Below are 19,627 nucleotides of genomic sequence, written 5' to 3'. Positions count from 1 at the left end.
ATTTCTCATTAAAATTTTGAACCTTTTCCTTCGATTCGTTCGTATAATCAAGAGAAGGAGGAGATCCCATGTTCAAAAAATTATTAGCAAGTGTAGGCGTAGGCGCTGCCAAAGTTGATACACAATTAGAAAAAGATCAATTCATCCCAGGTGAAACCGTCCACGGAAAAGTGGTCATCCAGGGAGGAGACGTCGAACAATCCATCGACTCCATCCATATCTTCCTCATGACCGAAGCCATCCGTGAAGTGGATGACAAGAAAGTAAAAGACAAAGTGGCCTTGCAAAAGTATCCGATCGCAAATCAGGAGACCATTAAGGAAGGCGAAACGAAAGAAATTCCGTTCTCCATCCAGCTTCCTTATCACGTCCCCGCTTCTCACGGTAGACTTCCAATCTGGTTCGAAACAGGCCTCGATATCCCTATGGCTCTCGACCCGGAGGATCGTGATCCAATTAAAATCGCACCACATCCATACATCGCCAAAGTGTTGGAAGCCTTAGAAAGCCACCTGGGTTTCCATTTAAGGAAAGTCGAAATGGAATACTCCAAGCGCTACGGATATGTACAGGAATTTGAATTCGCCCCTGGAGGAGAATACCGTTCCTATTTGGATGAACTGGAAGCCATTTTCTTCCTACATGAAGATCGCATCGATGTCATGCTTGAAGTCGACCGCCGCGCGCGTGGACTTGGAGGATTGTTTGCCGAAGCATTAGAAATGGACGAAAGCCGCGCGAACGTGACGTTCACCGACCGAGAGCTGAGCGGTTCGTTAGAGACAGTTTCCCGGAAGTTGCAGCAGACCATCGATCAATATAAAAAGTAAAAAAAGCGGGTCCTCTCCATTCTTGAGTGAGGATCCGCTTTTTTTAGTTCAGTCGAAAAAAGAGAGCTTGTATTTAGGACGGTTCATTTTCAGGATGGTAGGTTTTTGTTCTAAGAATAAGGACCGTGAAGAAAAATCCGCCAAAGATGAAACCAGCTCTCAACAACGGATGTGATGTAATAAAAATAGCTGAAAACAGAAAGGAAAACCAAATCATGATGAGAAGCGAAACCTTTGCCCGGACAGGGATTCCACGGCCAGCTTTGTAATTTTTGATATAAGACCCGAACCACTTATTCGACATGAGCCAGTTATACAAACGATCCGAACTTCGTACGTAACAAGCCCCTGTCAAAAGTAAAAAGGGCGTCGTTGGAACAAGAGGAAGCACGATTCCCAACACCCCCAGGACCAGGGATATACTCCCGACCACGATTAATAATACTCTTACCATTTGCTTCATAGATAAACTCCTCAGTGCATCTTTACTCTTTTAAACTACCTCAAACCATTACAGATGATAGACACAGGCAGCAAAGATCTTTCCCTCTTTTTCAGCTTACTCTAGATTCTGCTCATTGTTCAACCGGTTGGAATTTTATGATCGTAATTATGATGTTTAATAGCGAAATCCGAAGGGTAAACATCATCAGCTTGTCTGCTTGTCATGAAAAAATAACCCTTCCAAAAGATAAGTAAAAGGAAGATGTGCACATGGTCGTATCTGGAAAAGTTCACTATAAGCATCATCAGATTGACTTTGAAGTAAGAATGAACCACGAAGACATAAAAGAAGGCGAAATCGCCTCTGAAGAAGCAAAGCATGAATTGATCCATGCCATCAACCGCAAATTCCGAGTGAAATATCCGCTCTCAAGTACCATCGATCCCGTTCATGTAAGGACATTTTGAATGAACCCTTATTGCTAATGAAAAAGAGGTCGAACCAGCAAATGGTCTGACCTCTTTCTTTAACCTCTATATTTAATCGTTAATCCTTTTAAGAAGTTTCTGGCATATTGATCACCGAACTGCCTATAATTTTTATGACCTTCTTTTCTCAATAAGCCACTCAATTCCCCTTTAGTGATCTTCACATCCGCAGCCTCCAAGATATCAATGACATCCTCGTTCGTCAGCTTCAGGGCGATTTTCACTTTCTTCAGCATGACATTATTCACACTGGAATAATTCTTGATCGAACGATCTGGTTTATTCGGTTGACCAGGCTTCGACGGTTGAGGTCCTCGCTTGAATGTGATGAATCCATTCAAAAAGGACTCCAGCATGCTGTTCGTGCATTTAATGTGATCTTCGTCTTCATAAGCTTCATCGTCATACTCTTCATCTTCGTCCACTGACTTTGTGAGGACCTTTTGAACTTCTTCTTTCGTCATATCGACTCCGCCCAGCTTAAAAATCTCAATCATATCTTGATCTTTAATATCGAGAGCGTACCTTAGTCGAATCAGTATATCATTATTATCCATATATAAACCTCCAAACTATAGCCTTCACACTACAGCATTTTCAGAAAAACTTTCAAGTCCTAATCATAACATGTTCACCTACTCGTTAGTGTAACCGAACGATATTATTCCTAAGCGAATTACAGATAAGCAAAATAGACGCTTGAGGAAACTTGTTATTCACGAAGAACGTGTCTCAAACAAAAAAGACAACCTGTGCCACCAACAGATTGTCTTTTTCCCTGGCAGGCCAGGTTATAATAGATTCTGGATTCGACCAGCAAAAGACTGCCCGTCCATCAGCCTCCTGCCTCCTCCTTGAACAAAGTTCGGTTTACCTCCGCCTTTTCCTTCAATGAGGGGCATCGCTTGTTTCGCTATGTCGTTCATATTACGATCGATGTCCGCTCCGCGAGCAAGCACAAACTGTAACTGTTCTTCTTGTTCACTAATCAGAATTACATACGCTTCTGGAGCTTCTTCAGTGATAGCTTTCCCAAGAGACTGGAGCGCCTTGATTGGACGATTTTTGAAAACGCGCTGGATTACTGCCTGTTCCTTGGATAGGGAAAGGATCTCCTGCGCTTCATAGTGAAGGAGTTGTTCCTCCAGTTCAGCGATTTTTTTATCTTTCTCCTTGCTTGCCTTAATTAGTTCTCCGACTTCTTCGACAAGTTGTTGTTCCGGCTTTGGAACGATCCGCTTCATTTCAGTCAGCACCTGGTGCTTCTGACCAAGCTTTTTCAAGACACGATGACCGCAGACGAACTCCAACCGCACCTGTTTTTTATTTTTTGTCCATCCCAGAAACTTGGCAGCCATGACTTCCCCTGTCGAACGAGGATGGGTGCCACCGCAACCGTTGTAATCGACCTCTGGAATGACGACTAGGCGAACGTCTCCTAGAACGGCAAGCGGTTTGCGGAGCGGATAATTACCCGCTTCCTGCACAGACATCCACTTCGTTTCCACCGGGGAGTTGGCACGAATAATCCGGTTTACCCGCTCCTCCACCTTTGCCAAAAGATCTTCGGATAGCTGTTCTGTATCCAAATCGATGGTCACTGTATCTTTTCCTAAATGAAAACTCGTGGTCGGGATATCGAACTGATCGTCGAAAACAGCCGAAATGATATGTTGTCCACAGTGCTGCTGCATGTGATCCATCCGTCGGACTGGATTGACGCTTCCGTGTACTTCTTTTGTATCTTCAGGAAGGTGTCCTTCTATGTAATGTCGAACCTCTCCTTCAACTTCTTCAACGCCAAACACGGCCACTCCATTCAATGTCCCTTCATCGTGCGGCTGCCCGCCTCCTGTAGGGTAAAACGCCGTTTCTTCAAGCACAACAAACAAGCCATGTTCATCTTCATCTATTCTGATTACATTCGAATCAAATTCCATCTGGTAAGCATCTTCATAGTACAGCTTTCTCGTCATTATCCGTTCCTCCTCTAAATTCCTAAAGGTATCGTAACATTTTTCATTAAGTGGAGCGCTCCTTTTTCATCTACGAATTCGTACCTATTCCTCTCATGTCATTATACCAAAGCCTAGTCCCCGGTCAGGTTTTGTGATTATTGGTATAGGGAATGGGAAATCGTTGAGGAAAGTCCGTCGTCAAACATTTATTCCATTCGTTACATAGGTGCCACCAAATGTGCGCCCTTCCTGAAAGTTGTGCCCAGTACAAACTTTTATTCATGTTCAGGAAAGTATAAAAACACGAATCGCTTATTCGTATAGCTCACTGAAAATCCGTTTCCGTTTTTCTACATAATCGCTCTTACATTCCACACTCAGCTCCAGTTACTTTGTACTTTATGGCCCTCCTAATAAAGTGTGAAGAAGGAATGTAAGCCCATGGTTTTGGAAAGGAACCCATTTGCAGTAAGCCTATGGAAGTGTTGTCGGACACCCTCCGGAAACCTTACATAAGGAGAGAAAAGGAATGAAGAATGTTTCATGGGTGTTTTGGTATGGTCTCGGCATTTGTGGGATTTTTGTCCTCTGGGGCGTCTTAGGTCCTAATCATTTAAAAACAGTAACCTCATCTGCCACCGGTTTCATATCCAGCCGATTTGGCTGGTATTACTTATTGATTATCATGGTTATGCTGGCGTTTTGTATCTATTTGATTTTTTCACGATTCAATAAAATCAAATTGGGCAAAGATGATGAGAAACCTGAATTCAGCCTTACTTCATGGTTTGCCATGCTATTCAGCGCTGGAATGGGTATGGGATTAGTGTTTTGGACAACAGCTGAACCTATATCTCATGCTTTCAAAAGCAGTCCAAACGCAGAGGAAGGCAGTGCTCAAGCTATTAAAGAGTCGCTTCGGTTCTCCTTCTTCCACTGGGGGATTCATGCTTGGGCGGTCTATGCTCTGGTTGCCTTAGTCCTTGCCTATTTCAAATTTCATAAAGGATACGCCGGGTTAATCAGCGCAACCCTCATCCCGTTATTCGGAAAAGAACGCATGGAGGGGATACCGGGAAGGATCATTGATACGCTTGCTGTCGTTGCTACCGTGGTTGGTGTCGCTGCAACCCTCGGTTTCGGTTCTGCCCAAATCAATGAAGGACTTGCCTTTCTGTTTAACACCCCGAGCAATTATGGCGTTCAATTAACCATTCTGATCGTTTCTACGGTTCTATTTATCTTTTCAGCCTGGTCAGGGGTAAGTAAAGGGATTAAATACTTAAGTAATATCAATTTAGTGCTTGGTTTTCTGCTTATGATTCTTCTTTTAATCGTAGGTCCAACCCTGTATATTTTAAATATGTTCACTGATTCCATAGGGGGGTACATTCAAAACTTTTTTAATATGAGTTTTCGTCTTGCCCCTAATAATCAGGACGCCCGGACGTGGATCAATAGCTGGACAATATTCTACTGGGCATGGTGGATCTCTTGGTCACCTTTCGTAGGGATTTTTATAGCCAGAATTTCAAGAGGACGAACGATAAAGGAGTTTATGCTTGGGGTCTTGTTTGTCCCTTCCATCATCTGTTTTATCTTCTTTGCCGTATTCGGCGTCTCAGCCTTGGACCTTGAGCAGCAAGGGCTTGCTACCATATCGGATTACCCGATGGAAACCGCCACTTTTGCCATGTTGGAACAATACCCTCTCGGCACATTAATGTCTTTTATCACGCTTTTCGTCATTGCCATTTTCTTTATTACGTCAGCAGATTCAGCTACTTTTGTTTTAGGTATGTTATCAACGGATGGTTCGCTCAATCCAACAGGTTCAGTGAAAATCCTCTGGGGCTTATGCTTATCTGCAACAGCTGCCATCATTGTGTATTTCGGTGGTACCCAAGGGTTACAAAACGTCTTAATTATCGCCGCCTTACCGTTTTCAGTCATCGTTCTATTGATGGGATTCTCGTTTTATAAAACGGCCAATGCAGAAATATGGTCCGAAAAGCGAAAGAAGAAACAGACAAAGGTTAGCTAAGTTTTCCACCATTCCTGTTGAACGTGGACTACAGCTATCCTAATCCCCTTATAACCATATAGAAGCAAAGGAAAGAAGCCTCATTCCAGTTTACCTTGGGTGAGGCTTCTTCTGTTTAAGCCGTCATTTAATGACAATAATAAGGCGACCATACATATAACCCTTATTCACCCATCATACTCGTCCTTTGCTTTAGCGTAACGTATGACATTTTCGCTGTAGGTATCCAGTTTGTCTCCGAACCACTTCTGTACGGTGTGTCGCAGCAAACGCAGGAGAATCCATACCGCTAAAAATGCGATTAACTGCCAATATTCCAGTCCAAACGTTCCTTTGAATACGAAAAACAAGATAGGGACCACAAACAAGGAAGAAGACAAAATGATATCAAAAAAACCGACGACAAAATTTAAAATGAATAATAGAATACTTTCAATAAGTACCGAGATATAGGTAGCTATGATCTTGAGTATTTTCACGTTCTCACCTCTGTTTGATTACGTGCAAATGGAGGAAAACGTTTCAATGGAATAAGAAATACCTGACATCTTCATAAAAAAAGAAGGACCAACGTCTGTGGCGCTGGCCTTCCTTCTCATTTAGATCGACATTCTCCCTAACAATTCATACATACCTTCATCAATTTGGGACATTTGTGAAAAGACATCATCAAATGAATAGCTCTCAAGGATATTATTTTTCAAACCGACGACTGTTCCTGATTCCTCTGCCAGTAGAAGGTCAACAGCGTAAGCGCCTAACCGACTGGCCAGCACACGATCTCTCGCCGTCGGAGCTCCCCCGCGCTGCGTATGACCTAAAACGGTGACACGCGATTCAATCCCTGCTTCTTCTTTCAATTTGGCGTTGAGATCGATTCCACTTACACCACTACCTTCGGCTACAATAATGATACTGTACCTTTTGTCCCTGGAAGGTCCACTTTTAATTTGTTCTATAATAGTGTTCATGTCTTCTTTCTTCTCAGGGATCAAAATATTCTCTGCGCCACCGGCGAGCCCTGACCACAACGCCAGGTTCCCTGTATCTCTTCCCATCACTTCAATAATCGAAGATTTTTCATGAGAAGATGCTGTATCACGAATGCGATCAATATAATCAATGATTGTATTCAACCCTGTATCAAAGCCAATGGCCTCAGCTACGCCCGGGATATCGTTATCTATCGTGGCCGGAATGCCGATACATGGAAAACTCTTTTTTTGTAACGAAGCAGCGATTGCTAAGTCTTCTTTTCCACCAATCACAACTAAGGAATCGATTCCTTGTTTATGTAGGTTTTCAATGGCTTTCTTCTGACCATCATCCGTGTGAATTTCATCACATGTGTAGGATTGCAGGACCGTCCCTCCGCGTTGAATAATCGAGCCTACGGATGATGCATCCATTTTCTCCACCGTTTCATTCAACAGGCCTTGAAAACCATACTTAATTCCAACCATTTCAACGCCGTAATAGATTCCAGACCTTACGACTGACCGTATGGCTGCGTTCATTCCGGGAGCATCCGCTCCACTCGTTAACACACCAATTCTATCCATCGTCATCACTCACTTTCCTACGAATCAACACTGTATATTCTATACCCTTCCAATGACTGCCACAAGTGTACCTCCTTGAACAGGGAAGCAATAATGTACTGAACTTAGAGAATTTCTACCCATGCAGCTATAGAATAACCTTATCCTAAACCGTTCATAATGAAACTAATGACAGGCAAAGGAGGGATCAGGAATGAAATCGAAGGCCCAAGTTTCCAAAGAAAAAAGAAGTACATTAACGAAAACACAAGAAGTAAGATTCCAGAAAGAATTTAAACGCGCAAATAAGATAGTAGAAAACACAAGAATGAAGTAATCGTGTTTCAAACGGCTTCTCCTTTCTGTCATAAGAAAAACACCCAGTAGTGCCACACTTAAGGCACTACTGGGTGTTTCATTATGTTAATGATTGTCATTCCTCTACGTTGCTATCTTTTTATCTATATTGTTTTCTCCGCACCCACATCGTCGCTGCCCACTTTTCTCCGATGGTAACTGGAGATCCGCCATGCAAAGTCCGTTCATTGATCACAGGGTCGGAATAAAAATATTCGAAATAGACGCCCATGCCTTTTTGAGGAGACACGGATAAGTTCATGTGTGGAAAGTACGTTTCCCCACCCTCTTCAACATCATTCAAATAAAGAACAAGCGTACTGATTCTCGGATTGTTCTTTGCCTGGACCTTTGATTTGAAGTAGTCATAATGCGCTTTATATTCTTGGCCTTGTTTATAATTCAAAATGTGAAGTCCTTCTCCATGTTCAACAGGTACATTCATGATTTGCGCCAATCGCCTTTCAATCCGGGTAGTGATATCATCCTCAGGCAAGAATGTACTGCTGCTTGTCCGGATGTCACTCACTTCATGTCGCGAACCAATCTTCGACCGGTTCATCCGATCTTGAGAAAGACGGATCAACTCATCACATTCAGCATCACTGACGACATTTCCCACTATAGCAATCTTAGGGTCTTCCGTTTTGGCAATGATCGAAATTTCACGGTCTTCGGTCATAATCCTGTTGCCCTTGTGGTCAAAAATGGAAGCTTCTTTCACTGTTAATGTCAACTTTTCATCAACCTCTTCATAATTTGATAAAACGCTTTCAAATAAACGTGTATCCTAGAAGGAATAGGATATGAAAAATATCTTACCACCTTTTTATGATTTATTCCTGAGTTTTTATAAAAATTACAAAATTGTTCACAAATGATAAAAAGTTTACTATTTTTGTTGGTCCAACCCCCTAATATTTTTGATTCTATAAAAAACCCTAGATCCTCACGTTTTCAAATCGTAAGGATCTAGGGTTTTCACCTATCCGAGATTAACCGGAAGAAAGGAGTTCCTTTTGTTACTAGGGAAAGCTGCTTTTTGCAACCACGAAAGGCATCCTTTCGTCTACTGCATGTTTTTACTTTGTTGAAGAAGTTTGGATTTTCCTGTCCTTTCCCATTCCTCTACTGTTTCATAGGCTTTTTCAGGAGTATATCCCTTCCCGACCAGCAATCCCATTAAGATGAATTCTTGAAGGATGTGTGTTGCATTGATTCCTCTCTTCACATCTTCCAATCCTTCATTCACTAGGTATTCTGTGTACTTCACCCATTCATCTGGAGTCTTACCATAAACAAGGGTATCTCCATCCCCTTGACCGTTGCCTTCTTCCGCCGCCATGGCATCTGCTTTGGTCGCGTGAACCGTCCCAAATGGATGATTAGGTGGGGCGTAGATCGAGTAAAGTTTTAGTGGCATATTCCCAGTATTGGTTACATTGTGCCATGTTCCAGCAGGGATCATGATGGCGTCATCGTCATAGACGTTTCTTTGGAAACTTAAATTGTTTTGACTCTTGCCCATTTGAACAACCCCCTGCCCCTGTTCAATACGGAGGAACTGATCGACATTTGGATGCACTTCTAACCCAATATCTCCCCCGGGAGGAATACTCATTAAGGTTACTTGTAAGTTTGATCCCGTCCACAGTGCAGTGCGATAGTTTTGATTCTGCTTTGTCGCTTTATTGATATTTATGACGAATGGATTGGATCCGTAATCTTTTACCGTCACCCTGTGATCATTATAAAATCCATAGGTTTGGTTAGGAACAGACCAATATCCTGTAGGATTTCTATAGCCATACACCGGATGGTTCACATAATATGGATAGGTATAGGGTCCAACATACATTTTCTCAAATCCTTTCCCATTTGTTGATTTATCCTATGTATGGAAGGAAAAGAGTGTCCTTAATGTATTCTTTTGTGCTGAATGACATCATTTCTTTTGGTAAACTCTTGCACTCCCTGCCTTTCCCTTTGAGATGAAGGTAAAATTAAATGGATATCCTACATCACTCCACAAAAAAAGCCTGCCTCCTTGTGCTGATAATGGGTTCACACCAAGAGAGGCAAGCAGGAATCATATATCTACTTTTTTTCTTCCGCTTTCTTTTTAAAATCGAATTTGATTTTGAAATCTTCATCCAAAGTTAAAGCCGTACTAAACGTTTTCTTTCCCTTAAATCCTTTCAAAACCTTCGTCCGCTTCTTCTCGCAAAGCGTTTTAATCATATTTGCACTCAGCGACTTCCCTGCCAACCTTTTCGGAAAACTTACCTTGCACCCTTTTTTGTACTCAGAACACGCGTAAAACTTGTAACGGTCCATAATGGACCCCGTCTGACATGCCGGGCATTTGGCAATCGGTTGATTCCACTTTTTCTTTTCACCAGTATTTCGGATTTGAACCTGTTGAATCGAATTAGGAGTCTCCTGGATCAGCTTTTCAATAAACTGGCTCGTCTGCTTGATGAACATCTGTTTCGATCCTTCGCCACTTCCGATCTTCTTCAAATACGATTCCCACTTGGCCGTCATGGAAGGGCTCGATAACAGCGTTCCTTCAATGGCTTCACAAAGCGTGATGCCCTTAGCTGTGACGTAGACATTGTTCTTTTTCACTTCAATGTATTTTTGCGCCTTGATCGTTTCAATGATGCTTGAGCGGGTCGCTTCCGTCCCGAGGCCTTCGACTTCTTTCAAAATTTCCACGTCTTCCTCATCATCCATGAGCTTTCCACATGTTTTCATCATGTTAATGAGCTGGCCTTCGGTGTAGGGTTTTGGCGGCTGTGTCATGCTTTCCTTTATGTGAAGACGTGCGCCCACCTCTTCCCCTTTTTGGACATTCGGAAGAAGCGCGTCTTTTTCCTGTTTCGCTTTCGATGGCTTAGGAAAAAGTTCTTTCCATCCTTGATGCACATCACGCCGTCCTGTCGATTTGAAAGGCAGGTCATGAACATGTGTGAAAATCGCCGTCTCTTCATAGACGTAATCACTATGGAACATCGCAAGCGTTGTTGCCATGACCTCGGTATAGATGTTGCGTTCCTCATGACTCAGCCCATTCAGCTTTTTCTCGGTCGGTACCGTCTTTGTCGGGATAATGGCATAGTGCTCCTGAACTTTCTTGCTATCGACATACCGCTTTCTCGGTTTTAAAGACAGTGGCTTGAAAGAAACGTTCAAGGTATCCTGGTAGGCCTTCAAGTTGTTCACTAGGTAGGAGAACTCGCTTTCCGTGATGTAATTACAGTCGGTCCTAGGATAGGAGACCAGTTTTTTCTCATAGAGTTTCTGCATTGTCTTCAGTACCCGCGACGGTGTGTACTTCCAGCGTCTGTTCGCAACACTTTGCAAGGTGGACAATGAATGCAGCTTCGGTGATTTTTGGTGTTTCGTCTTCTTGTCTACACGCTCGACCGTTCCGTCGTGGTCTACCTTTTCTTTCAGCCCGTGCTTGTCCATCAGCGCCTGCACCTTGGCTTTATCCTTTTCCTTAATTTCAGCTAAACCCTTATAGGAACCAGTCTCTGATTGAAAAAGACCCTCGATTTGGTAAAAAGGCTCGGATACAAAGTTCTCAATCTCCTTATGCCTCTGGTAAATCAAGTAGACGGTTGGCGATTGCACACGACCGATCGTTAAGTAGCTTCCGAAGCCTTTCTTCTGCAAATGCAGCGTGAACAGACGACTCGCGTTGATCCCTACCATCCAATCACTGATCTGACGGGCTTTCGCTTCATCAAACATACGTAAATCTTTTTCATTGTTTCGTAGATTGTTAAATCCTTTACGCACTTCGTCCTTCTCAAGAGAATTGATCCACAAACGGCGAACCGGTTTCCCCTTCACACCTGTTAAACGGAGAATGCTGTAAAAGATATTCGAACCTTCCCGATCGACATCAGCCGCATTCACAAGTACGTCTGCTTGTTGGAACAACCGCTTGACCTCTTTAAACTGCTCCCACTTTCCTTTCGAAACTTTTTCAAGAAATCGATCCGGAACAATCGGCAGCTGATCAAGCTTCCATCGTTTCCACTCCGGCTTATAGTCATGCGGTTCTTTCAATTCCACCAGGTGACCGACGCCCCACGTGATCGTCGCCCCATTCGGAAAAGTATCATCCGGTTTTAAAACAATATACGTTTTCGTTTTTTCCTGTATTGTAAAAGCCTCTGCATATGCTTTTGCCTGAGAGGGTTTTTCGGCTAAGATGACCACTCGTGTCATGGTCTCCCACTCCCTTCATTGAACCCCAAGAGTACTATGTGATGAAGTGTAAAGCAAGGGATTGCAGCCGTTCTTTTGTGCTTGGACGTGGTGCGTACTTGCAGGTGGACAATATCAGAGAGGATGGTGCGAGGTTTTATAATCATAACATTTGCTCCTTTCCCCTCTATTAAAGTTGATGGTCACTTTCTTGTCCAGAAAAAAGAGATCCACCCAGAGCGGATGGACCTCTTTATATTTCTTCTATCTTAAAAATCTACTTTTTCTCCATAATATGCAGCGACAAAGAGTTTTTTCATTTCTTCCACGGATGTCTCACGCGGATTCGTTCCTGTACATGGATCTTCTACCGCATTTTCTGCCATCTGGTTCACGTGCTCGTTAAACAACTCTTCGGAGACCCCGAATTCTTGGAGTGTATTCGGTACGTCCATTTCACGATTCAAATCACGAACCCACTCGATGAGAGCGTCCACTAGCTCTTGATCATTCTGTCCCTCTAACCCAATTCTTTTCGCCAATACAGCGAAACGATCTTCTACAACACTTCTGTTGAATTGGATGACGTAAGGAAGATAAATCGCATTGGCACAACCGTGCGGTACTCCGAAGGTCGGTCCACTCTTATGGGCTAAGCTGTGTACGTTCCCTAATACAGCGTTGGAGAAGGCCATCCCAGCCATCGCCTGGGCATAGTGGACTTTTTCACGGCTCTCTTTATCTCCTTTATAAGAAGAGAGAAGATGTTCCTTCAAAATCTCAGCCGCTTCTTTTGCAAGGGCATCTGTAAATGTCGTGCGTGGTTTCGCTACATAGGCTTCAATGCTGTGGGTTACAGCATCCATACCGCTGTAAGCTGTCACTTGTTTCGGCATGGATTCGACCATGACGGGATCGATGATGGCTAAATCAGGAGTTAGTTCAAAGCTTGCCAGTGGATATTTCACCCCTGTCTCTGAATCTGTAATGACAGATAGATTGGAGATCTCCGACGCTGTTCCACTTGTTGTTGGAATACCGATAAATTTCGCTTTAGAACGAAGTTCAGGCAGCTCAAAAGGTTTGGTCGCGTCTTCGAAACTAAGATCAGGATGTTCATAGAACAACCAGAAAGCCTTGGCAGCATCCATCGGTGAACCGCCGCCAATTCCTATGATCCAGTCCGGTTCAAAATTTTTGACCGTCTCCAGGTGTTCCTGCACAAGATTTGTTGAAGGTTCCTCTTTGATTCCTTCAATAAGCTTTGTCTCTATATTCGCTTCTGATAGATTATTTTCAATCGTTTCAAGGTTGCCATTTTCTTTGACAGATCCTCCACCAATCACTAGCAAGGCTTTTTTACCTTCTAAAGATTTCAATATATCAAGGGCATTTTCACTAAAATAAATATCGCGCGGAATTGTAAAACGGTTCATGTAATCTCCTCCCACTTTTTGGTTACAGTCGGGAATATTGCCGCTTTCCTTATTCACCAAACCATCCAGTAGGCTGAATCTATGAATTCAGTTCATTTGTAACCCCTCACTTAGTGAGAAAGCACTAAATTTTCATGAGCGATTTCACACCCCGAGGTTCCTTCTCATTCTATAACCCTGGAGTTAAAGATTCAGGGAATCACCCCGTGCACGATTTAAGCTAATGGATATGGCTTATGATAAGATATGTAAGGTTAACACTTTGAATTAAGAATGGAGCATCCATCATGGTACAAATCGCAAAACGAGGGTACACCTTATTTATCAGCTTATATGTCCTCATGCATTTTGTCGTTTATTTTATAGGTGGAGAAATGCTTTCCACCACCCTTTCCTTATTCGGTTTAGCGGCCTTTGTACTCGGGTACTTTTTCTTGCCAATGAAACAGGCAGCGATTTCCCTTCTCCTGCTCATCATTGCATTGATTGTTCACATATCCGCAGGAACGTCGCTCATAGAAGGAACGGTATCTGGATTTACAGTGATGAGCGGTTTGATCGCGCTTTTACTTATCGTTCCTACAATCAGCTGGGTACTGGAAGAAAAGCCATACATCGAATCTGTCATTAACTTCGCTCAAAACTTACTTAACACTAGCCGGAAGTTTTATTTCGGGATGATGGTGATCACCCAAATCATTTCCTATTTCTTATTATTTGGATCGATTCCGATGGTCTATAGCATGATCAACGACTTTTTAAACAATCAAAAAGGAGAGGCATGGGAGAATTATAAAGGAACGGCCCTCTTACGTGCGTTCTCCTTAACAACGATGTGGGTCGTCAGCATCCCCAGCTTTATTTTTGCCGTCGATGCACTGGGGGCTTCGTTAGGGTTATCGATTCTGCAAGGATTCTTTATCTCATTCGCAGGGATCTTGTTATCTGTGTTGTTTTCCTATTACCAAGAGCGTCATTACGGCGTGGATCTCACGGCAGGCATCCAGGAACAACTTAAGAAAATTGCTGAACAAAAGAAACAGGATACGGAAGGGAACGGTGATGCCCTGGAATTCGCCTTTCTTTTTGTGACATTATTCGGTTCCATATTTCTTCTGAATGCCCTTTGGGATGTTCAACTCCTGCTTATTATCCCAATCGTAATCGTGGCCTGGGTCATTCTCTACTTCATCATTCGTAAAAGAAGCAGCGCGATTACGGAGAATGGAAAAATCTATGTCGCCAAAAGCATCCCGAACAAAGCCCAGCAGTTCTCCATCCTGCTGGCCGCTGGATTTTTAATTAACGCTGTGAATCAGTCAGGATATGGCGAGTACATTATCGATGGTCTCTTTTATGTGACGGATGCCGTCCCGTTCCTGAACTTCTTATGGGTCCTTCCATTTGTCGTGATCATCCTTGGGTTTATCGGGCTCGGTCCATTGACGGTCATCGTCCTCGTCTCAGGAATTTTGCAAGGCGTGGACCTTCCCTACCCGCCAGAAATTGTTGTGCTTGGGATTACATCAGGGAGCGTCATTTCGATCATGTTATCTCCACTGATTTTACCATCTATTATCTTGAGTTCGGTGAACAAGTTGAGCATCATTAAGAACGGACTGATGTTCAACTATAAATACGCCATTACCTTTTATGTCATGGTGCAAATCTACCTTCAACTGTTTGTGCTGTTTTTCTTATAGGAAAATAAATGGAAACCCACAAAAAGGTGAGCTTGTTTTCAAGGCTCACCTTTCCTATTTTAAGCTACCTGATTGGAGCCTGTAATAAACATCCTCTTCCGTTACCTTCCCTTATAAATAGAATGAATCAACCTTTCCCAAGAAAAAGAAATGGCACGAAGACCTTTTGAATATGATTTAAAAGGGTTGATATGCTTTTAAATCATAAAAAAATAAGGAGGGAAAGCATGAAAACGAAGGAAGCATACATTGAAGTCGAACCAGGCATCGAATTATTCGTCCAAGAAACCGGAGTAGGAAACCCCCTTGTATTGATCCCTGGTTTTACTTTCACGACAGAAGTCTTTTCTGCACAGGTCCGACATTTCTCAAAAACGCACCGTACAATTGTCATTGATCCCAGAAGTCACGGCCGATCGACAATGACCGTACACGGAAATGATTACATCACACATGGCACGGATTTACAAAAAGTGTTGAAGGAATTGAACGTGGAGAATCCCACGCTTCTTGGCTGGTCTTTCGGTTGCTTGACCGTATGGGAATACATCCGTCAGTTCGGTACCGACAAGATCAAGTCCCTCATTTTGATTGATATGCCACCAAAGTCTTTATCCTTGAAGGAAGTTGAGGATTGGGTGGAAGGACCACTCGATGACCTGGCTGCCGCCTATACGAACTACCTTCGTCATCCTAAAGGTCAACGAGAGTTCATTTCGGCCTATGCCACCGGTGTCATGGTTCAACGGAATTTAAAAAAAGAAGAATTGACTTGGATCGTAGAGCAATCCTTGAAAACCCCGTATTATATCGCCGCCAATTTGTTCTCTTCCGGTCTGTTTTCCGATTATCGAAAAGAGGCATCCCTAAGCAGTGAGTCCGTTCCAACACTCTTCGTTGTCGCCGAACATTGGGCAGAGACAGCAACCACTTACCTAAACAAGCTGACGCCAGCCGCTACAGTCGAGACTCTTGGGGGCCATCTCATGTTTTGGGAGCATAGTGAGAAATTTAATGAGATAGTTGCGGATTTTTTGAGAGGTCATCCGTAACGGTCTTACGACTGTGAATGGATCACAAAAGGTTGCACCCGTTTGAAGGACTATGAATGTCTTTTATAAGGAGGTTCCCTTTGAAAAGACTTAATCCTGATAAACTTTTCGTTGAGTTCAGGCATGGTGTTACAAAAACCGCTCCCTTGTTAGGTCGCAGGTACACATTGACCCACTCAGACATGACAGCAGAGCTTTTTCTTACGCTCGGATTGTCGTATGCCTATGACAAGATTACCCCAATGAGAGATGAAGTGCTTGCTGAATGGAGGATAGAAAACGGTTGCCCCTACCTCTTTGTCTATGTTTATGTGGATGGACAATTTGGATCGAACCAATCAGCTCTTCGCAATACTATTTTCAGGCGGGAACTACCCTTAGCCCTTGAAGCCATCAGGTATGGAGACCGACATTTTTTTGAATCCTATCCTGAATTGGATCATGCGCCCATCTTCATCCGTTTTGATTCCACAGATCCTCGTTACAATCGATATGAGTACTGGGGTAGCCCAAAGGATTACCGGTAGATATGGGTCACCTGCCCAAGTCACGGAGAATTAGAAAAAGGTTCATCCACTGGTCTGGATGAACCTTTTTTCTAGTTAAGGTGTTTAAGTAGTGACTACCTTTTCAGCACTAACTTCGCCACGGATTCCACATGATACGTCTGTGGAAACATATCCACCGGCTGAATCCCTTCAACCTCGTAACCGTTCTTGACCAAGTACTTCATGTCCCGCGCCTGCGTTTCCGGGTTACAGGACACATACACGACACGCTTCGGCTTAAGTTTCACAACACTTGATAAGAATGCTTCATCACTTCCGCTTCTCGGTGGATCCATAATGACGACATCCGCCTTCTCCCCGCGTGCAGCCATATCGACCATGAATTCGCCAGCGTCGCCTTGATAGAACCGTGCGTTGGTCACGCCGTTGCGCTTGGAATTACGGATGGCATCCCGTACGGCGTCCTTATTCACTTCTACACCGATGACTTTCCCAGCTTTGCGGCTGGCTACGAGCCCGATCGTACCAATCCCGCAGTACGCATCAATCACAGTCTCGTTTCCACTGAGCTCGGCCATTTCAATCGCTTTTCCGTACAACTTTTCTGTCTGGACTGGATTTATTTGATAAAAGGACTTCGCCGAAATCTCGAATTCAAGCCCGCACAACGTGTCTGTGATTGTGCCCTTGCCGAACAGTACTTTTTCCTGTTCGCCGAGAACAACACTCGTATCCCGTTTATTCACATTCAATAGCATGGTCGTAATATCTGGGTGAGCTTTCCTCAGGGCTTTCACAAAATTGTTTTTCCCCTTGAACTCAGAGGAGGCTGCGACGAGCACGACCATGATCTCTCCACTGACTTTGCCGACTTTGATTAACACATGCCGCAAAAAGCCGCGTCCCGTATCTTCGTCATACGGCTGCATTTTTGAGTTCTTGAGATAGTCCTTGATGGTATCGATGATTTCATCCGCCTTAGGGTCATGAATAAGACAACGATCCATCGGGATGATTTCGTGTGTATGCTGGGCGTACAACCCGCCAATGACCTGACGCTTGTGATTCAGACCGAATGTATTATGGTTCTTATTCCGGTAATCATACGGATGGTCCATCGTGAAAATAGGATCCGGCTTTCCGAACGGTTTCATCAATTGATTGATTGTATCCTGTTTGAAACGCGCTTGCGCATCGTTGCTCATATGCTGAAGCTGACATCCACCGCACTCGTAATAATACGGGCAAGGCGGATCGACTCTTTCTTCAGCTGAAGTTATCACATTCTTCACCTCTGCGTCCAAAAACTTTCCCTTTTGAACGATGTTTACCTCCGCCTTTTCTCCAGGTAACAGAAGAGGAACTTCCAAACGCTTGCCCTTCCATTCGGCAATCCCCTTTCCTTCATCCGTCAGTCCTGAGCACGTGACCTCTGCGGTTATGGGTTTCTGCCCACGTGGAGGTTTACCCTTAGAAGGTCTATTCTGTGAAAAGTTCTGTTTCCCAAATGGTTTCCCAGACTTGTTCGTTTTCTTATTCACCTTTTTATTTCCTTGACTCTTTCGTTTACTCATAGGCACTTCCTGTCTTTGCTTATTTGCCCCTCATTATAAACTACCGGAAGCCGGCGGTAAAACAGAGGGAAGAAAAAAGAGCCTCCCCTTTGATTGGGAAGCTCCTTGCATCAACTCTTTCTAAATTTTTGAGCGATAAGGAATCCCGCCGCCACAGTGAAAAAGATAAGCAGCAGACCCGCAAAACCGTTGGTAAAACCGGTACGCTCAATGGCAAATCCGAATAACGGAAAGCTGATCATAATGATGAAGCTTTCCATTAAACCAATTAATGAAAAGAAGGTAGACCTGACATTACTATTTAATAAGTTTTGCACAAACGAGCTGAAGATGGGTTCGAAAAGACTCAACAGCTGCGCCAGGAATAGGAAGGATAGGAGAATGGCCCAGTCCATGGCAAAGATAAACAGGATGAAAAACAAAAGGAAAAGTCCTAAACCATAATATAAGATATTGAAGAACTCAAATCGTTTTTCGACCTTGTAGGCGATTTTCGCCATGACGACACCCAATAGTCCCTCAATTGTAAATACAGCACCTACAACTACAGAAGAGTAACCTAACTGGATAAAGTATTCCTGGCCATAAAAAACGAGTATCACCATAACCGCACTCGCCAGAATAAATAACACCACAGGCTGGTGGAGGACCGAATTCCGCTTCCATACATCGATACCTGATTTAAATTGATGGACCCACTGGTTATACCATCGTCCGCCGATGTCCTCTGTCTTTTCTCGTTCCGGTTCTTTCAATAAAAACAGGGGAATCAAGGCAAGGATATGGGTGAAGATGGTTGAGCCATAGACCAACTCCCAGCTGATCTCTGCCATGAATCCTCCGAGGAACTTAGCAAGGCTCAAGGATAATAGAGCAAGAGCCGTCATGCTTCCGATCACCTTCGTATAATCTTTCTCCCTGTTTTCATTTTTCAACGTATCATAAGCAAAGGCCTGCTCAGCACCGGAATGGAAAGTAACCATGATTCCCATCGATAAAAAGGCGAGTGTGAACATCGAAAAAGTACCGCTGATCAACATGAACAGGCCATAAAAAAGACTGAACACATTCCCGATGACTAAGCTCACTTTCCTCCCGTACAAATCAGCAATCATTCCTGTCGGTACCTCAAACAGGACAATCGCTAAGTGAAGAAAAGCTTCCAGCAAACCAATCTGACCGAACGTCATCCCTCTGTCTCCGAGGTAGATGACCCACAAGGCCCGGTCAAAAAACAACTGAGCAAAAAAGATATAGAAATAAAGCATATAGATATTGCGTTTTGTTTTAAACATCATCATTCGTCCTCTCTTATACATAAAAAAAGCCACACGTAATCTAGAGTGACCTAATAAAATGAGACTTAATAAAACACCTTCAAAGTTGTAATACTACTTACACTTGGAGGTGTTTTTCTTATGGGTAAAAAAGTTCATTATCCTGAAGAAGTTAAGAAGAAAGTTGTT

Annotated in this window: 18 protein-coding genes; 7 read left to right on the top strand and 11 right to left on the bottom strand. The window is 43.4% G+C overall.

The window, feature by feature from the left end; all coding sequences use genetic code 11:
* Nucleotides 1–68 precede the first annotated feature (68 nt).
* On the top strand, nt 69–830 hold the full coding sequence (locus GLV98_RS13145) for a sporulation protein (RefSeq protein WP_160915939.1): 762 nt from the start codon (nt 69–71) through the stop codon (nt 828–830).
* A 73-nt stretch (nt 831–903) separates the two neighbouring features.
* On the opposite strand, the gene GLV98_RS13140 is transcribed toward GLV98_RS13145, so the two are convergent.
* Nucleotides 904–1,293: a YbaN family protein gene (locus GLV98_RS13140; protein WP_160915937.1), complete on the bottom strand. Its 390-nt coding sequence runs from the start codon at nt 1,291–1,293 to the stop codon at nt 904–906.
* Nucleotides 1,294–1,544: 251 nt separating this feature from the next.
* Between GLV98_RS13140 and GLV98_RS13135 the strand changes: the two genes are divergently transcribed.
* The gene (locus GLV98_RS13135) at nt 1,545–1,742 is read left to right on the top strand and encodes a hypothetical protein (RefSeq protein ID WP_160915935.1); all 198 of its coding nucleotides are present in this window, start codon (nt 1,545–1,547) and stop codon (nt 1,740–1,742) included.
* Nucleotides 1,743–1,801: 59 nt separating this feature from the next.
* On the opposite strand, the gene GLV98_RS13130 is transcribed toward GLV98_RS13135, so the two are convergent.
* On the bottom strand, nt 1,802–2,320 hold the full coding sequence (locus GLV98_RS13130; RefSeq protein WP_160915933.1) for a DUF1456 family protein: 519 nt from the start codon (nt 2,318–2,320) through the stop codon (nt 1,802–1,804).
* Nucleotides 2,321–2,554: 234 nt separating this feature from the next.
* Entirely contained in the window at nt 2,555–3,739 is a 1,185-nt protein-coding gene (locus tag GLV98_RS13125) for an alanyl-tRNA editing protein (protein WP_202410054.1), read from the bottom strand.
* 511 nt (nt 3,740–4,250) lie between these two features.
* Here GLV98_RS13125 and GLV98_RS13120 point away from each other — a divergent pair.
* A complete protein-coding gene (locus GLV98_RS13120) occupies nt 4,251–5,765 on the top strand; it encodes a BCCT family transporter (RefSeq protein ID WP_160915931.1) in 1,515 nt (504 codons plus the stop codon).
* A 167-nt stretch (nt 5,766–5,932) separates the two neighbouring features.
* On the opposite strand, the gene GLV98_RS13115 is transcribed toward GLV98_RS13120, so the two are convergent.
* Nucleotides 5,933–6,244: a hypothetical protein gene (locus tag GLV98_RS13115; protein WP_160915929.1), complete on the bottom strand. Its 312-nt coding sequence runs from the start codon at nt 6,242–6,244 to the stop codon at nt 5,933–5,935.
* Between the two features lie 120 nt (nt 6,245–6,364).
* A complete protein-coding gene (locus GLV98_RS13110; protein ID WP_160916331.1) occupies nt 6,365–7,327 on the bottom strand; it encodes an ATP-dependent 6-phosphofructokinase in 963 nt (320 codons plus the stop codon).
* A 193-nt stretch (nt 7,328–7,520) separates the two neighbouring features.
* Between GLV98_RS13110 and GLV98_RS20290 the strand changes: the two genes are divergently transcribed.
* Entirely contained in the window at nt 7,521–7,643 is a 123-nt protein-coding gene (locus GLV98_RS20290; protein ID WP_160915927.1) for a YfhE family protein, read from the top strand.
* Between the two features lie 120 nt (nt 7,644–7,763).
* On the opposite strand, the gene GLV98_RS13100 is transcribed toward GLV98_RS20290, so the two are convergent.
* The 4 genes from GLV98_RS13100 to GLV98_RS13085 form a co-directional block, all read right to left on the bottom strand.
* On the bottom strand, nt 7,764–8,345 hold the full coding sequence (locus GLV98_RS13100) for a 2OG-Fe(II) oxygenase (protein ID WP_160916328.1): 582 nt from the start codon (nt 8,343–8,345) through the stop codon (nt 7,764–7,766).
* Between the two features lie 387 nt (nt 8,346–8,732).
* The gene (locus GLV98_RS13095; protein ID WP_160915925.1) at nt 8,733–9,521 is read right to left on the bottom strand and encodes a cupin domain-containing protein; all 789 of its coding nucleotides are present in this window, start codon (nt 9,519–9,521) and stop codon (nt 8,733–8,735) included.
* 239 nt (nt 9,522–9,760) lie between these two features.
* Nucleotides 9,761–11,908, bottom strand: a complete 2,148-nt coding sequence (locus GLV98_RS13090) for a type IA DNA topoisomerase (RefSeq protein ID WP_160915923.1) — start codon at nt 11,906–11,908, stop codon at nt 9,761–9,763.
* Nucleotides 11,909–12,156: 248 nt separating this feature from the next.
* The gene (locus tag GLV98_RS13085) at nt 12,157–13,323 is read right to left on the bottom strand and encodes an iron-containing alcohol dehydrogenase (protein ID WP_160915921.1); all 1,167 of its coding nucleotides are present in this window, start codon (nt 13,321–13,323) and stop codon (nt 12,157–12,159) included.
* Nucleotides 13,324–13,610: 287 nt separating this feature from the next.
* Between GLV98_RS13085 and GLV98_RS13080 the strand changes: the two genes are divergently transcribed.
* From GLV98_RS13080 to GLV98_RS13070, 3 genes are all read left to right on the top strand, one after another.
* A complete protein-coding gene (locus GLV98_RS13080) occupies nt 13,611–15,026 on the top strand; it encodes a hypothetical protein (RefSeq protein ID WP_160915919.1) in 1,416 nt (471 codons plus the stop codon).
* A 227-nt stretch (nt 15,027–15,253) separates the two neighbouring features.
* Nucleotides 15,254–16,078, top strand: coding sequence for an alpha/beta fold hydrolase (locus GLV98_RS13075; RefSeq protein WP_160915916.1), 825 nt, complete (start codon nt 15,254–15,256; stop codon nt 16,076–16,078).
* 80 nt (nt 16,079–16,158) lie between these two features.
* On the top strand, nt 16,159–16,605 hold the full coding sequence (locus tag GLV98_RS13070; RefSeq protein ID WP_160915914.1) for a staygreen family protein: 447 nt from the start codon (nt 16,159–16,161) through the stop codon (nt 16,603–16,605).
* Nucleotides 16,606–16,700: 95 nt separating this feature from the next.
* Here the strand turns inward: GLV98_RS13070 and rlmD are convergent, their stop codons facing one another.
* Both rlmD and GLV98_RS13060 read right to left on the bottom strand, forming a co-directional pair.
* Nucleotides 16,701–18,161, bottom strand: a complete 1,461-nt coding sequence (rlmD, locus tag GLV98_RS13065) for a 23S rRNA (uracil(1939)-C(5))-methyltransferase RlmD (protein ID WP_160915912.1) — start codon at nt 18,159–18,161, stop codon at nt 16,701–16,703.
* A 110-nt stretch (nt 18,162–18,271) separates the two neighbouring features.
* Nucleotides 18,272–19,456, bottom strand: coding sequence for an MFS transporter (locus tag GLV98_RS13060; RefSeq protein ID WP_160915910.1), 1,185 nt, complete (start codon nt 19,454–19,456; stop codon nt 18,272–18,274).
* Nucleotides 19,457–19,627 lie beyond the last annotated feature (171 nt).

The organism is Halobacillus litoralis (genome assembly GCF_009856415.1).
In the GTDB taxonomy this organism is placed as follows: Bacteria; Bacillota; Bacilli; order Bacillales; family Halobacillaceae; genus Halobacillus; species Halobacillus litoralis_C.
This window is presented reverse-complemented; position numbering and strand designations above follow the sequence as displayed.

Excerpts from the sequence above, each read along its gene's own strand:
- GLV98_RS13145 (WP_160915939.1), top strand. The coding sequence starts at position 69 with ATGTTCAAAAAATTATTAGCAAGTGTAGGCGTAGGCGCTGCCAAAGTT.
- GLV98_RS13140 (WP_160915937.1), bottom strand. The coding sequence starts at position 1,293 with ATGAAGCAAATGGTAAGAGTATTATTAATCGTGGTCGGGAGTATATCC.
- GLV98_RS13135 (WP_160915935.1), top strand. The coding sequence starts at position 1,545 with ATGGTCGTATCTGGAAAAGTTCACTATAAGCATCATCAGATTGACTTT.
- GLV98_RS13130 (WP_160915933.1), bottom strand. The coding sequence starts at position 2,320 with ATGGATAATAATGATATACTGATTCGACTAAGGTACGCTCTCGATATT.
- GLV98_RS13125 (WP_202410054.1), bottom strand. The coding sequence starts at position 3,739 with ATGACGAGAAAGCTGTACTATGAAGATGCTTACCAGATGGAATTTGAT.
- GLV98_RS13120 (WP_160915931.1), top strand. The coding sequence starts at position 4,251 with ATGAAGAATGTTTCATGGGTGTTTTGGTATGGTCTCGGCATTTGTGGG.
- GLV98_RS13110 (WP_160916331.1), bottom strand. The coding sequence starts at position 7,327 with ATGGATAGAATTGGTGTGTTAACGAGTGGAGCGGATGCTCCCGGAATG.
- GLV98_RS20290 (WP_160915927.1), top strand. The coding sequence starts at position 7,521 with ATGAAATCGAAGGCCCAAGTTTCCAAAGAAAAAAGAAGTACATTAACG.
- GLV98_RS13100 (WP_160916328.1), bottom strand. The coding sequence starts at position 8,345 with ATGACCGAAGACCGTGAAATTTCGATCATTGCCAAAACGGAAGACCCT.
- GLV98_RS13095 (WP_160915925.1), bottom strand. The coding sequence starts at position 9,521 with ATGTATGTTGGACCCTATACCTATCCATATTATGTGAACCATCCGGTG.
- GLV98_RS13090 (WP_160915923.1), bottom strand. The coding sequence starts at position 11,908 with ATGACACGAGTGGTCATCTTAGCCGAAAAACCCTCTCAGGCAAAAGCA.
- GLV98_RS13085 (WP_160915921.1), bottom strand. The coding sequence starts at position 13,323 with ATGAACCGTTTTACAATTCCGCGCGATATTTATTTTAGTGAAAATGCC.
- GLV98_RS13080 (WP_160915919.1), top strand. The coding sequence starts at position 13,611 with ATGGTACAAATCGCAAAACGAGGGTACACCTTATTTATCAGCTTATAT.
- GLV98_RS13075 (WP_160915916.1), top strand. The coding sequence starts at position 15,254 with ATGAAAACGAAGGAAGCATACATTGAAGTCGAACCAGGCATCGAATTA.
- rlmD (WP_160915912.1), bottom strand. The coding sequence starts at position 18,161 with ATGAGTAAACGAAAGAGTCAAGGAAATAAAAAGGTGAATAAGAAAACG.
- GLV98_RS13060 (WP_160915910.1), bottom strand. The coding sequence starts at position 19,456 with ATGTTTAAAACAAAACGCAATATCTATATGCTTTATTTCTATATCTTT.